General features: G+C 64.9%; 6 protein-coding genes. 1 reads left to right on the top strand and 5 read right to left on the bottom strand.

The genetic code is table 11. The features are described from left to right. Window positions 1-4: 4 nt before the first annotated feature. Window positions 5-1,237 carry a CaiB/BaiF CoA transferase family protein gene (locus ADE01S_RS05390; protein ID WP_082775709.1) on the bottom strand — a complete coding sequence of 411 codons (1,233 nt, stop codon included), beginning with the start codon at window positions 1,235-1,237 and terminating at the stop codon, window positions 5-7. A gap of 9 nt (window positions 1,238-1,246) precedes the next feature. Beyond that, complete coding sequence (locus tag ADE01S_RS05385; RefSeq protein WP_062680439.1) at window positions 1,247-2,227, bottom strand: Bug family tripartite tricarboxylate transporter substrate binding protein; 981 nt, start codon at window positions 2,225-2,227, stop codon at window positions 1,247-1,249. A 113-nt stretch (window positions 2,228-2,340) separates the two neighbouring features. On the opposite strand from ADE01S_RS05385, the gene ADE01S_RS05380 reads away from it, so the two are divergent. After that, the gene (locus ADE01S_RS05380; protein ID WP_062680438.1) at window positions 2,341-3,306 is read left to right on the top strand and encodes a LysR family transcriptional regulator; all 966 of its coding nucleotides are present in this window, start codon (window positions 2,341-2,343) and stop codon (window positions 3,304-3,306) included. Window positions 3,307-3,314: 8 nt separating this feature from the next. Here ADE01S_RS05380 and ADE01S_RS05375 read toward each other — a convergent pair whose 3' ends face one another. Genes ADE01S_RS05375 through ADE01S_RS05365 form a run of 3 tightly spaced genes read right to left on the bottom strand, consistent with a single transcriptional unit; the run spans window position 3,315 to window position 15,189 of the window. Next, a complete protein-coding gene (locus tag ADE01S_RS05375; RefSeq protein ID WP_062680437.1) occupies window positions 3,315-3,893 on the bottom strand; it encodes a hypothetical protein in 579 nt (192 codons plus the stop codon). Between the two features lie 35 nt (window positions 3,894-3,928). Next, complete coding sequence (locus tag ADE01S_RS05370) at window positions 3,929-8,854, bottom strand: hypothetical protein (protein WP_062680436.1); 4,926 nt, start codon at window positions 8,852-8,854, stop codon at window positions 3,929-3,931. Window positions 8,855-8,865: 11 nt separating this feature from the next. Continuing rightward, window positions 8,866-15,189, bottom strand: coding sequence for a coiled-coil domain-containing protein (locus ADE01S_RS05365; protein ID WP_062680435.1), 6,324 nt, complete (start codon window positions 15,187-15,189; stop codon window positions 8,866-8,868). Window positions 15,190-15,598: the final 409 nt, after the last annotated feature.

The raw sequence follows: 15,598 nt of genomic DNA, 5'->3' as shown, positions 1-15,598 counted from the left end.
GCTCCTAGATGATGTTGCGCGAGCGCAGCGCCGCCTGCTGCGCCGCTGACAGGCCCAATTCGCCGTAGACCTCGTCGTTGTGCTGGCCGATACCGGGCCCGGCGCGCCAGATGCGCCCCGGCGTCGCGGAAAACCGCGGCACCACGTTCTGCATGCTCACTTCTCCCAACTCCTCGTCCTGGATGCGCACCAGCACTTCACGCGCGCTGAAATGCGGATCGGCGGCGATATCGGCCATGTCATAGATGGGACTGAAGCTGACTTCGTGGCGCATCAGGATGTCGGACGCCTCGGCCAGCGTATGCGCACCGAACCAGTTCTCCATGATGCCTTCGATCCCCTCGCGGTTGCGAATGCGCGCGGTGTTGCTGCTGTACATGGGATCTTCCAGCAGGTCGACGCGGCCAATGGCGATCGCCAGCCGCCGGAACACCGTGGGCGCGCTGACCGCCAGCACCACCCACTTGTCGTCGCGGGTCTTGTAGACGCTGCTGGGCGCAGAGTACGCGTTGAGATTGCCCTGCCGAGTGCGCACCACCCCGAGCTGGTCGTACTCGATGGGCATGAAGTCCAGCACGCGCAGCATGGCCTCGGTGGCCGACAGGTCGATCTCCTGCCCTTCGCCGTGCTTTTCCCGGTGCAACAGCGCGGCCGCGACGGCGTAGGCGCCGAACACGCCGGTCAGCGCGTCCGATACCGGAAAGCCGGGATACAGCGGCGGCCCATCCTGCTCTCCGCAAAGGTTCACGAAGCCCGACATCGCCTCGAAAATCCGCGCGAAGCCCGGCCGCGAGCGGTATGGCCCGGTCTGGCCGAAACCCGTGACCCGCAGCACGATCAAGTCCGGGCGCAGGGCGCGCAGCCGCGCCAGGCCCAGGCCCCAACGGTCCAGCGTGCCGGGGCGGAAATTCTCCACCAGGACGTCGTACTGCGGCAGCAGCCGCTCCAGGAGCTCAATGCCGTCGGGCTGGCGCAGGTCCAGCGTGACGCCGCGCTTGTTGCGATTGGCCACTTTCGACCATAGCGCCACGCCATTCTTGTGCGGCGGCAGTTGCCGTATGTGGTCGCCCTCGCCCGGCATCTCAACCTTCAGCACCTCCGCGCCCAGGTCAGCCATCAGCGTACATGAGAACGGCCCCGCCACCACGGTGGAAATATCCAGCACCCGCACCCCGCTCAGCGGCCCCGTTCCGCGGCATGGGTCGGTCTGCGCACCCATCGACTTCTCGACACTCATGATCTCCCCTCAATCCAACGAAACATTGGCTTGCCGCGCGACCTCGCCCCAGGATTGGATCTCCGTCTTGATGAAACGCGAGAATTGCGCCGGCGTCCCGCCCACCGGAATCGACCCTTCCGACTGCAGGCGCTGATTGATCTGCGGATCCTGCAGCGCCCGGTTCACGGCGGCGTTGATCTTGTCGACCACCGGCGCCGACGTGCCGCGCGGCGCGAACAGGCCGTTCCAGCCCGCGGCCACAAAGCCCTCGACGCCGGCCTCAGCCATGGTCGGCACCTGCGGCAGCGTCCGCGAGCGCTGGGCGCTAGTCACCGCCAGCGGCACCAGCTTGCCCGCCGCGATGTACGGCGCCGTGGTCAGAATCACATCGAAAGCCAGGTCCACCTGGCCCCCCAGCAGATCCGCCATCGCCGGTCCCGCCCCCTTGTAGGGCACGCCCAGCAACGACAAGCCGGTGTCGGCCTGGAACTTGCGCAACAGCATGTCCGCCGCCGTGCCGACGCCGGCCGAAGCCACCGGAATCTGCCCCGGCCGCGCCTGCGCCTGCCTGCGCAGCTCGGCCACCGACGAGATCTTCCTGGACGGATGCGCCACCAGTACATAAGGCTGGTCTACTACATGCACCACCGGCTCGAAATCGGCGACGGCGTCGTACGAGAGTTTCTTGTAGATATTCGGCCCAATGCCGTGCGTGGCCACCGTACCCCACAGCAGCGTATAGCCATCGTTGCGGGCGCGGGCCACCTGCTGGGTTCCTATGGTGCCACCGGCGCCCGATTTGTTCTCCACCACCACAGGCTGGCCAAGGGCCGCCTCGATGCGAGGCGCAAACAAGCGGGCCATCACGTCGGTAGCCCCGCCCGGCGGAAACGGCACGATGATCGTAATCGGCTGCGCCGGCCAGGCGGCCGCGGCCTGCGCGCCGCCGCAAAACGCGCTCAACATCAGCATTGCAGCCAGCCGCGTAAACAGGTTCCAGGATTGCATGGTCTCCTCCGGTGTCCTTGTCGCTTTTCTTTGATTGCCAGCCATAGGATAAGCACCGTCCCATTAACTGATAACTGAAATAAAATCACCAAGTGATAACTTTTGGATAAGTCATGGCGCTCGCTACGGCCGCGGCAGGCAGCGGCAAACTTCTCAGCCGCCTGCGCCTCAAGCAATTCGAACTGATCAAGGGCGTTTCCGAAGGACTCTCGTTTCGCCAGCTGGCCGACCGCATGGCGCTGTCCCAGCCCGCCATCAGCAAAATGGCCCGCGAAATGGAAGACACCCTGGGCGCCGCCGTCTTCGAACGCCACCGCGACGGGGTTTCCCTGACCGCGTTCGGCCAGTCGCTGGTGCACGACGCCCGCCTCATCGTCAACAAACTGGCGCGCCTCGAATCCGAGCTGGCCGAACTGCGACGCAGTCCCATCCGCACACTGCGCGCCGGCGCCCCGTCATACACCGGCATGTCGCTGCTGTCGCGCCCCGTCGCGCTGATCGCGGCCCGGCATCAGCAGGCCCACGTGGAAATCATCGACGGCATCGCGAACCGCCTCTTCGACATGCTGATGGCCGGCGAACTGGACTTCGTCATCGGCAGCCTGCCCAGCCGCAACCTGAGCGACGAAGAAGCCGCCCTGCTCCACGTCGAAGTGCTCTATCCCGACGAAGTGCGCTTCATCGCGCACCGCGACATGGGCCTGGCTGGCCGGCCCGTGGCCCTCGAAGAGCTGCTGCCGCACTCCTGGGTCATGCCGTCCAAAGACTCCCTGGTGCGCAGCGCGCTGCGCGCCGCCCTGCTGAAGAAAAAGCTGCCCGTCCCGCCCGCCACCGTCGAATCCAGCCCGCCCTTCATCGGCGCCGTGGTCGCCGAACAGCCCGGTTTCATCGGCCTGCTGCGGTCGGACTCCGCAGCCTATCTGGCGCAGCGCTTGAACCTATCGCTGCTGGAAGTGCGGCCGCGGATTCCGTTGCCGCCGGTGGCCATTTTTCGGCTGCGCGACGCCGATCCGTCGGCGCTGGCGGTGGAGCTGTTCGGGCTGGTCCGGGAGAGCGTGGAGACGCTGTTCGGGGAGTAATGGCGGAACTACGGTTTCAGCGCATACCTGGTCGAGTACAGAACGAACTGCCGCAGTTCGGTGCCTGAATTCACCTCGTACTGAATCACGCGGTGAAAGAATACGTTGCCGGCGCCCATGTCCACCGTATGCCAGCACTCACGCAGCAGCCCGCCTTGCGCCAGATTGGCCGAAAGGTACGACACTTTCTCCTTGGTCTCATCGTTACGCAGCAGATAGCCCACCAGCGTTTTCACGGCCAGACTCACCGCGCTCGCCACCCAGCCCGAGGGCAGTACGATCTTCATGCCCGCGCCGACGCCGGCCGAGAACACGCCCGCATCGAAGTTGGCGACATTCGTCAGTGCGCTTCTAAGCGCATCCCGATTGCCGGCGGTCAGGGTGTGCGTGGCGAAAACGACCTCCTCCGTCGACTTGCCCAACAGCTGCTTTTGCTGCGCGGTGAGTTCTGCATAGAGCTTTCCCTGGTGTGGGGGATACGCCGTGGGCGTGCGGAACTGAATCGGCAGCCACACCTGCAGCATATTGATCACTGTGCTCGTATCTATGCCTTCGGTCACCAGGGGCTGATCTTCATACCAGGCCATGACGTTTCTCCAGACGAAGCAATGACGGGTGAAATTCAATTCCGGATCGGAATTGGCCCGATGTGTTCGGGCAAGAAACGCAGAATGCACTCTTTCGCGGTGTCGCCTTGCGGCGGGAAGGCACACTCCAGCAAGCCTGACAGGGTGCCGGCCTTGAGTTCCTCCTTTTCCAGGCTCGTCAGCGAATTGCTGCGCTGCAACGCGAGAATGTGCGCATAGCAATCCTTGAAGCTTGCGGGCTCCTTGTCCTTCGCGGTGCGCGGCAGAAAGACGGGCTTCTTCCCGCTATCCACGAAGTAGCATGCAACCAGCTCGCCGGTGCCTTTTTCCGTGCGCAGCCGCACCGCATCCGGCACTTCCCGGAAAACCAGCGCCAGGTGGAACGTGGGCTCATCGCCGGTCAGCGAGGCATCGCGGTTTCGCAGCGTCGGCAACTGCGCCTTGCTGTCCGGCGCCGCTTCCAGCTTATCCAATTTTCCGTCTCTCACGACGAAACGGCAGTCGTCCGCCATGGCCGGCATTTCATTGCCAAACGAGCCGATGAAAGTAAGCCAGCGCGGGTCCGTGTAGTCGCTGATGCGAATACGGCGGACTTCCGGATCCTTGGCTTCCGGGCCAGCGGCCAGATACCAGCGCTCGATGGACGAACCGGGCTTCAGTGTGCTGCCCCGATTCTGGAAACAACTCACCGTGCCCGGCTGCGTTTCCCAGACAAGCCGTGCATCGCGGCGCGTTTGCAGCATGACCTGGCAGCGCCAGGTCTGGCCGTCGTCAGTCGCGTCGTCCTTCGGGTCGTCCTCCTTCTTCCACCGTCCCTTGTGCCAGGTCACCAGGTAGCGGTACTTCGCGCCCGACGGCGCCGTCGCCGGCACTGCGATCTCAAGATCCTTGGGGGCGGGGCTCTCCACGAAAAGCCGCAACGGCCGCTGCAGGGGCGCATCCACGTCGACCACGAAGTCAAGCGGCACCATGTCCTTTCCCGCAACACGTGTCGGAATCATCGCAAGATGCCCCGTGCCTCCCGCGCGCAGCATCGTCCCGAGTTCCGTCTCCGGCAGGATGAAACGCCGCGCACGCACCATCGCCATTACCCAGCGGCCGCCGGCGTTCACCGGACGCACGATGATGGCCGTTTGCGCCACCTTCGGATTCGGGCCGGTATCGAAGGTCAGGCCGAAAGCGCCATCCACCGACAAGCCCCAATTCGACGGTTGCCCCCCTACGCCATGGAAGATCGGGTTATTGCCCATCTCCGATACGTCCGCGAACCGGGTTTCGACCAGGTCGATCTCGATGGAATCCCCCAACCCGCCCACGTGCGCCAGATCGTCGGTGCGGCGGATCACGTCGTCAAACACCAGCATCGCTCCGTTCTGGCGCCGCCGAAAAGTATCGCCATAGGTTGCGGTAAGCGGGATGCCTTCGCGCAAGGACGGCGTGGCAAGCCGCTCGAACGGTCCCTCCCGCAGACGCCCGGGAACGAGCGCGCCGCGCGCGTAAATGTCCCGCTCGACCGCGTACGGCCCTTGCTCGCCCAGCTTCGGATTCAGCCAAGGCCGAAAGCGCAGCATCGGGCGCGCCAGGTAGGCGACGTAGCGCGCTGGCCGCGCGCCCGCGGCGAGCGGCCAGCGATGAACCGCGACCTTGCCCGAGGCAGCGATGCCAAGTCTCCATTCTGCGCCGTCGAAAGACGTGGTAAACGTCGCTTCGATGGCCTCGCGAAAGGACTCTACACCGGCCAGGCTGGGAATCCATGCCGGCAACTCGCTTGCGGCGTCCGGAAACTCCACGGGGTAGCCTGTCCAGTGCCACTCATGCCGTTGCAGATACGCGCCCTTGATCCACTGCGCCCATCCGGTTGCGGTCGGAAACTGGATGTCCGCCACCAGCAGATTCGGAGACACCAGGCCCGCCGCGCTTTCGGCGGGCGGCGTCAGCCCCAGGACGACCGGGTCCCCGGGCAGGCCATTGGTCGGCCACTCGGGAAGCGTTTCGAACCACCGCTCCGAGGGCGAGAATGCACGAAAGCCAGCGAATCCGGCTTCCGTCGTATTCCGCAGACCCTCCGCATACCGCTGGTCCGACGATCCGGACGTGAAATGCCGGTCATCGACAAGCGCGTAGAACCGCAGGCAGGCGAACGCGCCGCGCGGCAGATCGAGCGTGACGGACCTTTGGTACGCCTTTAGCCTGGGCGAGCCCGAGTCGACGGCGACGACCCTAACCTCGACGCACGCCGTCCCTTGCGCTGCCGCCAGTACGCCGCCCGCGTCCCGTTTCACCCGCTCGATCTCGACGATCTCCCGATGTACCGTCTTGCCGTGCAGGACCAGCGCTATGCCAATGGCGCGAACCGCGGGATGGTAGGGCGTGGCTCGCTGCGTTCGCGCGCCAGGCCGCTCGCGAAACGTGGCGGCAAACGTGGCTATCGCTTCCGCGTCCTTGCCCAACTCCATATCCGACGGAACCTCGCCGTTCTCCACCAGCAGCCGATCTGTCGCGAGCCAACGCTTGATGAAGGCCGAATGCGTACCGTGCGGCCTCACCGTGAAACGGCACTCGCTCTCGGCTTCGGGAAACAGCACATGATCGACGGCCCCATCCGACAACATTTGCGGTTTGGCAAGCAGCGCCACTTTCGCAAGGACGGGAACGCGAACCGACCCGCTAGCCGCGGCCGCGTCGGCGGCTTTCGCGATGTCCCACGCCTGCCAGGCATGCGCCTGGGTTTCCTCCGACAACGCATAGAGATTTTCGTCCAGCATCGAGCAATCGGGCGCACCCGGCGCCTCCGACGACAGGTACTGCAGCGTCTGCGCGTGGGCGGCCTGGACCTCCCCAGCCGGTTTCAGCTCGGTCACGTGCCGGCCGCGCATCTTTTCGTCGATGACGGCGCCCACGTTGTCCAATGGAGTCGCCCAGGCCGCGTAGTACAGGCCGTAGCCGAGCAGCGGCAGGGGCCTGTCCTGGTCGTTCCAGCCGAAATCGATCTGCTTGAAACCGTCGGGGTCGCCATCGTCATAGCTAATCTGGTCGCCCGCCGCGAGCGTCGTGGCTACGGGCGTGCCCTCGAATTCCACGGAAACCAGCTTTTCACCGTTGGCGGAAGTCGCGCCTACCGCTTCATGCATCCATGCGATTCCGCCGCCTTCGTCTTCCGCCCAGGCCTGCCTGACTTGTACCGCTGTATCCGTGAGCCATTGGGCGCGCTTGTCGTCCGCCATCCATTTGCCTCCGCCTCGCGCGATGTGGCCGGAACACAGACCGATGGCGTAACCTCGCAGCCTGTGATCCGAGTCCGGACCGCTGCTGGCGTCCAATGCGCTGAAGTCGAGCTTGAGGCCACGATCGCGCGGGCGCGGCCTATCGGCATTCGACGCGCCCACGACTTGCTGGACGAACCGCTGAATCCTCTTGGTCACTGCCGCGTCCAGTTCGCTTTCGAGCCCTGGCCAAGTGCCTCCTAGCACCGCGCCGGCCGCCTCCAGCGTGGTTCTCGCCAGTTCCTTCGTGGCTGCCTCGTCCATTTTCCGCGCAAGCTCGCCAGCCGCCTCCCAGTGCGCGGGCCGACCCGTGTACGGCCACGCCCGCAGCAGCAGATCTGCGCGGAACTCCCCGACGCGTTCGAGCTTCTTCCCTACCGGCGTCCAGGCGTTCCGCTCCTCGGTCGTCACGAACAGGCCGTCGAGAATGCGGGCCAGCCAGGGTCCCATCACGGCGCGCAGGCCCTCTTCCGAAGTGAGCACGGCCGCGATCTGAATCCAGTTGGCGCGAAACACCGGCGCCGGCAGTGGAGCCGTGTCGAACGACTCCAGCATCTCCTGAACCAGCTTCCAGGTGCTCTGCTGCTCTACCGCCCATGCGCGGGATAGCGGCGCCGCGGCGAGCTGTTCGACCGCGCCGCGAAAACGGGCCATCGCAGCCGCGGAATCGATTTTTTCAACCTCCCGTTCGATGGCGCTGCGCAGCGTTCTTGCATCGGCAAGCGCAGCCCCATCGACCAGGAACTCGACGATGTTCGTGCGCGCCGTGCCGTCCACGTATTCCCGGCCGAACCCCAACGCGGCCCACAGCGCGCGCACCAGCGAGGACTGGGCGTTCGCGGTCGCAAGCGGGCCCGCATCGGAGGCCTTCTCGATCCAGGTGCGCAATATGGGCAGAGGCAGCAGGTTTTCCACGAAATACGCCGCCAGGGCGCTACGCGACACGGAGCCTTGCGCCAGCTGCAGCTTACCCTCTGCCGGCAAGCTGTCCGCTACCGAAAGGTCGGCCGCAAGCGCAAGGAACGACACATGCTGGTCCAGATAATCGACTCTCACGGCCTGCTTACCGGAGAACGTGCCGAAGTCGTCCAGCGTCGCGGCGTCGGGTTCCTGTGTTGCGCCGGCCACCAGCGTGCCCGGCCGCATTTTGAACTGCGGAAAGCAGACCGCCGATTGGCAGTTCTCGAACGCGTCGCTCGGGCAGCTCATCAGCCAGGTGAGGCGAAGCACCCCGCCGGACAGTCGCGCGGGCCAGTGCGTGAGCGGCGCGAGCACGTGCACGAGGCTGCGCGCCTCGGTCGTCTGCAAATCTTCCGGCAACTGCGAGAAAGGGTATTGCGTGTTGGCGGTAGCCTTCCGGATTTCTTGATCAATCGCGTCGACGGTGTCATCGTGCTGCTTCAGGCCCGCAGACGCTTCGGGGAGCTTTACGGAGGCCGCGTCGATCTTCTTCCAGACCGGCTTCCCCGCATCGTCGAAGCGGCCGTAGACCGCCCAGTCTATCGGCGTTTCCCAGCGCCAAGGCAGCCACAGATCACCCGTCATGTCCAAGGCCCCCGGCTTTCCTGGACCGCGCGGCTCGGCCGGGACCTCCTCGTCGCACCACGGCCGCACCAGGTTGACCGTAAAGATCTTGTTCGGCGCCTCGTCCAGATGCGGCGCCCGTTCCAACGCAACAATCCATCCGTACTTGTCCATAGCCCCCCGCCTCAGTCGATCTTATGGTTGACGTCTTTGCGCACATGCAGCGTGTAGCACCAGCAGATTTCTATCGAAACGTCCAGCACGCCGCGGCCTTCGGTCTTGCCGCCGTCGTGGACAGCCTCCAGCAGCAACAGCACCGACGCATTGGCGGTGCCCAGGATGCGCGCATTGCCGGCCACCTGCAGGCCGGCCCGGAACGAGCCTCCGTTCTGGTCCGAAATCGATGCGTAGGCATAAAGCAGGAAGGCGAACGAGCCACGCGCCACCCCCGCGATATTGACCGCCCTCACGCTCCCCAGCGCAAGGCCCACGTTCGCCTCGTAGCGCACCTTCTCGTCGTAGTTGGCCTGGGCTTCCAGCCACATGCCGCCGCCCAGATAACCCACTTGCACCCATACGGGCGCGTCGCGCGAGCCCACCGAGACGTTCGCCTCCATCTGGAACTTGCCGGCGGGCGTCAGCCTCAGCGACATGCCCGAACGGATCAGCATCGGCCCGATCTCGACGATGCCGAGCGGCGGCAGTTCGACTTCGGTGCGCATCTGCGCCTTCGCGCCCATGGGGATACCGCGCTCGTCGCGCAGCAGCTCGACGGCTGGCGGCAGCTTGGGCGCAAAGCGCTTGGCGAACTCGTCGACGAACTTGAGCGCCGGGTGCAGCTCCACCTTTTTCGGCTCGATGTCGAATCCGAACGCGGCACCGTCATAACGCACCGTCACATCGCGGAACGTAGCCAGCCGCGCCCCCGAGAAAAGCAGGCCCCAGTCGCCCTTGAGCTTCGCCTCGGTCCTGGAACTCTGCTCGCCGTCCAGCCCCACGCTCAGGTCGCTGGCAGCCTTCATGTCCATCTTGGCGAGCGTGACCGCAAGGCCCGCCACCTCAAAGAGCGACTTCTCCTCGTTGAATTGCACGTCGACGCGGGTGCTCACCCATGCCGTACGGGTGCGCTTGTCCACGCCGTGCGTCACCCGCAGCTGGTCCTTGTGGATTTCCGGCAGCCGGAAGCGCTTGAAGAAGTCCGCAAAGTCCATCCCCCCCAGGTTCCTGAACACCTTGTTGAAATCGACGTTCTTCAGGCTGTTGGGCACGATCTGGTCCAGCAACTCCTGGGTCGGTATGCTCAGGCCCAACTCCTTCAGGCCACCGTCTATCTCGCGCAGTTTGGCGGCAAAGGGCGAGGTCTCGATCTGCTGGCGCAGGTCGCTGAATACGTACTCGGCCCGTTCCGCGTTGAAGGTAAGCGTCGGCAACTGCGGCAGCTCCCCGATCGCCTTCACCAGTTTCATTCCCTTGGCGACGTCGTCCGCGATGGGTTGGCTTTCCGCTATTTTTTCCCTTATCCGGGTTTCCAGGTCGCGGAATCTCGCCTGGGTGGACTCGTCGATGAGCGACGTGGCAAGCCCGGTGATGCGATCCCGCATCTGTTCCTCGACGGCCTGGAGCTGACGATGGACTTCGGCGCGCAGTTCCTCGATCTCCGCACAGTTGAGAGCTTTCACGAAATTCTGAAGATCCCTCTCGGCCTTCGCCAGCCAGTCATCCGCTTTGGACACGACCGCATTCAACAATTCCGCGGCCAACTTCGCGAACGCCAGCACGGGCGCCATCGCCGCCGCGAAACCTGCTTCGATCTTTTCCACCTCCCCTCGCAGAGCCAGCATCTGCGGCATGACGACCTGGATACGCCACTGCCTAAGCAGATCGTCGCGCTCGTTCTCGACGGCAAGCCCGGCATTAGCGTGGATCCTCTCGACCCCGATGTTGATTTCCTGAAGCACGGCAGCCAGGCTTGCCGCAGTGGACTTGCGCAGCTTTTCCGCGGATTCGTCCAGCGACTGCAGGATTTCGGCCGAGATCGCGTCCAGCCTGTCCAGAATGACTTGCGCGAGGCTTGCGGCAATCTTCGCAACATTGATGACTGTTTGCAGCAATTCGGAAAGCCCCTGCGCCGCGCTCGCGAGCCCACCTTGCAACTCGGCCCAGGCTTGGTCGGTCAGCGACAGGCGGAACGAGGCGCGCACACCGGAAATCGCATCGGCGCAACGGGCCAGCACATTGCCGTACACCCGGTGATGCTCCAGCTGTCGCAGGCTCGCCAGCGCTTTGTCGCAGATGTCCACAACCACCTGGATATCCGGGGCTTTGGCACCTGGCTGCGCAACCTTGATAAGCTCGTCCACCTCTTGCTTCGCCTGGACGAGCAGCGCTTCCACGTCGCCCTGCGTGGTCGAAACGACTCCTTTCAGACGTTTGGTCCATTCCTTGGCCGCCTTCTGGGCGACACCGATGACCGACTTGGCGATCAGCACGTCACTGTCGAATTGAGCGACGGCGACCTGGACCTCATCCACATCGCCCCGCGCGCGCGCTCTCAGCGCCTCCAGGTCGGCCAGCATCTTGTCGAACGGCGCGCGCATCGACCTTTCCAGGCCGACCAGCTCGCGCTCCAGTTCGTCCACGGCACGGGTCAGCAGCCCCGTCGGCGCCCGCGGCGCCGGCAGGTTCCTCATGCTGGCGTCAAGGTCCTCGCGGGCCTGGCTAAAAAGCTCGCTGATTCGATTTTCGAGTTCTTCCTTGACGGTGTCGCATGCGGCGCGGGCCGCGATCCGCTCGCAGGCCTGCTCGATGAAGGCTTGTGCCTTGGCGCGCAGCGCCTGCGCGGCGGCGACCTGGCCGGCAAGATTGGAATGCAGCTTGATCTCGTCGAGGTCCGTCGCCCAACTTGATTCGCCTTCGCCCGACGGCACGCCTTCAAGGCACTCCGCGTCGGCAGCGTCGGCGACGCTGCGCATTACCGTGACCATGTCCATCACGGCGAGCATTTCGGTCTCGCCGCGCGCATGTTGCAGATCGACCTTGCCGTCCGGCACCACCTTCATGTCGAACCGCGGCCGACGCAGCCCTCCCAGGCGGGGCGCGGGCAAGTGCCGGGCATCGATGATCCTGTTCTGCTTTTCCGAATCCGGGTAATTGCCGGGCACCGTCGTCACCACCTTCAGGCGTGGGGTGGAAAGCGGCTGGTCCACGCCGCGATAGGACGCCCATGCATCGGTGTCGTCGCCCTTGCCCGGCTCGGTGTTCGAATAAAAGTACAAATGCTGCGGCTCATCGAGCAGGCAGCGCACCATCTCCGCGCCACCGGCATGCGCCTGCAGCGCAAGCGCGGGCTTGGGATAGAAGCCGCTCTCGTCCGCCTCGTTCCACAGCGGAATTTCATAGCCGTGGCCGATATCCCGGCCCCAGGCGCCGTTGACGTAGACGCGCGGGGTGATGAACTCGCTTGCGCGGATAAAACCCGCGCGGTTGTCCTTCACCTGGGCTTCGTCGGCAAAGGCGCGCACTCGCTCTATCGGTTCGACGTACTCTTCTGCCTTGCGCAGTATCGGCCACCCTCGCGAGGTCGCGCTGCCGTTGATTTCCTGCTCATCCACGAACTGCATACCAGGCACGGCGCTGCGCTCGTAGACGATCACGTGGCGCGCGCGGTTCCACAGGACCGCGACGCGCCCGATCCTTATCTTGATGAGCCGGGCCAGCTGCCCATGCAAGGTCTCGCCCACGAAGATCGTGCGGCCCTCGTCGAAGGCCACGACCATGTGGGCGTTGGCGCCCAGCGCGGTGAACGCAAGGCTGTCGATGCGACCTTTCGTCCCAATAGGGTTGCGCAGAACCGCAACCAGCTCGGACGGAAACTCCATGGTGTGGACAACGCCGCCCACGAACGCGCCGTCCGGATCGTCTTTGTCCGCCCACTTGCCGCCCTCGCCAAGAAAGCGCGGGCTGCGCGTCGGGTTCTCGACATGGATCTCCTGCTTCTGTCCGGGCAGCAGATCCTCGTTGGCGAGCGGCGTCTGCACCCGGTTCTCGACCTTCCAGTGCGGCAAGGGGCTGAGCAGCGGCGGCGCGCCGTATGTCGTGTCGCGCAGGCGGAACGACAGGCCCTCGGCAAGCCCCAGGCGCCCATCCACGGCCCACGGATCGTAGACATGATATTGAGCGAGCCGCGCGGCAAAGCTCGCTTTCGCCGCCGCCTGCCGGCCTCGCAGGCCGATGATTTCATCCCGAGGCAGACCCAGCGTCGCCGCGTAGGCGGCGACTTCGGATGCGAACATGCTCTTGAACCAGCGGTCCTCGGCCTTCTTGTCCTTCAGATCCTCTTGCAGATCCATCCGCGGCGGCAGGTTCTCCGCCGGGCGGCCCAACATCGATCCCGTTTCACGTATGCGGATATCCGGCAGCCCCAGCTTCGAGACCTGGAAGCTCGCCTGGATCGGGTACATAGTCTCGGTGACGAAAGACTCGACCTTCGCATCGGCCAGGAGCGCCGAGAAATTCGCCGGCGACTTGTTATAGCGCCGCTCGCGCACGGAAGGCCGGACGACGAGTTGCGTAGGCGGCGAGAAGCGGTATGGAATCGGTGATGCAGGATCGATCCACGTCTGGTTCGTAGCGCCGGGTTTCCAGAAGCGCGCGCCGCGTTCCATCGTCTCGCCTACCGCCTGCGCAGGCAGGGTGATCGCAGCGGTGGCGTCGGGCACGCGCCATTGCACGCCTTCGGGGTCGTTGCTGGACCAGACGGCGATCAGGTCTCCCGCTTCGGCATCGATGTCGACGGGCTGCACCACCGCCACGGAAAACGGCCGTAGCTGCAGCACCACGGACTCGTCGCCGAAGCGCGAACCGTCCCTCGCGCGCACCTCCACACGGCTCACGGCCAATCGGCCGCGATCAGTGCGATGCCGGATGCGAATGTCGCAAAGGCGCGATTCCTGCTCCTCGCGGCGTGCAAAACGCAACACGTCGGAATCGCGCTGCAATTCGTCCTCCAACCCGCTTTGCACCCCGAAAGCCGCGTACAGGTCGCGATCCGCCGAGTCGGCATTGGCCGATGGCCGTATCCTGCAACCGAAGAGATCAAGAATCACTTCCGGGTAGGCATCGCACTCCTGCGCGTTCCACGTGCCGCGCACTCGACACTCCAACTCCGCCCCGATCCCGCCCGCCGGCACCTGAAACTGCAGCGAACCCCAGACGATCCAGCCGTCGGTGGCGGCGGGCGTCGTCACGGACCCGTCCGCCCGCCAGACGAGGAGCGGATCATCGCCATCGGAGCCTTCCACCGGGCCAAGCGCGGCATCAAGCGCCGCGAGCAGGCGCTCCCTCGTTGCGCCGGCCCCGGTCACGTCGGTCGGGATCAAGGGCAGCAGGTTTTGGACATTGCCCTCGAACCTGATCATCGCCTTGTTGGAGGCCCAGACCGGCTCCGCCTCGTTGGCCGACTTCGCTTGCAGGTGGAAATCCGCGCGCAGCGTTATCGCCCCTGAACCCGACAGAAACACTCGCCGCAGGCGGGGGGCTCCCGGCCGGTTGGACGACGCGTCGCGCTGCGCCTCGATGAGCAGCAGGGGCGCCTGCTTCTCGCGGCTGTCCCCAGCCTTGGTTTCGGTGATCGTCAACAGGGGCAGCGGCACGACAGGCTGCGCCGCCTGCTCGATGCGGGCGCCGAGCAGCGCGCGTTCAACGGGCCGGTTCCAGAGCTGGTCCAGGATCGGGGCAATCTTCAGCCGGTCGTCGTCGTCCCGGTTCTCTTCGGTCTGCACCGGCGCCCAGGACACCAGGCCGCGCCATGTCGCGGGGCTGTCGCCGCGGTGCAGCGGGAATGACAGGGCAAGTGGAGCAATCCGCCAGTTCGATGCGCGAGACCCGAGCGCCGCGCCTTGCAGGCCCATGAGGTTCAGCCCCGGCGCAGCCAACTTCATAAAGGGGGTGTTCGATTCCGGGACGATCACCAGGCTGTGGCGCTGCCGCGCGTCCGCGAAGATGCCGGCGTTCATGACGTGCGCGTACGCTTCGCTGGCTTTCGCCCATTTCATCGGCTCGACCGCAAGCCCCCATTCGTCGATGGGAAAACCACGTTGATCGTCCAACTTCAGAACGGGAACCCCATGCCGCTGTGCGTCCTGCAGCCACTGGCCCAGACCCGCTACGGCTTTGTAGCCGTACTTCAACCAAGCCACGGACAGGAACTCCACCGTCCAGGTACCCGCGCTTTTCGCATAGGACAATCGAAGCTCAAGCTCGGTTACGCCTTCGAACTTCAGCGGCGCCGGCACCTTCAAATCAAAGCGGGCGGCGCCCGGCGCCAGCGCAATGTAATCTATCCAGCGTCCGTCGAGCTCGAACGCGGGCGCATCCGTGGGTTCGATGCCCGCGACACCGGCAAACCGACCGCTGAATTCCCGCTGCTCCCGCAGCAGGGCCACATCAAGGTTTGCCAGCGTTGCGTCGCGTTCGGAATTGCCCTTCAGGAGCGACAGATCGATGCGCATTGCGATCCCCCGATTTTTTCGCCAGGCTGCGGCTGGGAACGGGAAGCAACGCCGTGCTTCCCGACTACGGATGGAAGGGATTCCAACCGAATTCGGAAGATCAGGAAGTGCCGAGGCTTGCCAAGCAGAACCGCGGCCCGTCCGTTGTGCGGGCAGCAAGCCCGGGAGGCTTGCGCTTCAAGTCGCAGGGAGAAACACTGGCCAGCCGCGATGTATTCCGAGTATTCATTGCACTTCTCCGGGGAGCAGAAACAACGACCAGATAACGACTTGAACCTTGTACGGAAACTTCGTCCCCCTGCACCAGCGTCGGACGCTTACGAATCGTAATTCAGAAATCTAAAGGCCGCCGGGACAAGACTCAATCGGCTGATGTATCTACGCCCCCTGCTTGGGGAATACGCCCCCG

It is taken from the genome of Achromobacter denitrificans NBRC 15125, assembly GCF_001571365.1.
Taxonomy (GTDB): domain Bacteria; phylum Pseudomonadota; class Gammaproteobacteria; order Burkholderiales; family Burkholderiaceae_B; genus Achromobacter; species Achromobacter denitrificans.
Note: the sequence above shows the minus strand (reverse complement) of the source record. Positions and strands in the feature narration are given on the sequence as shown.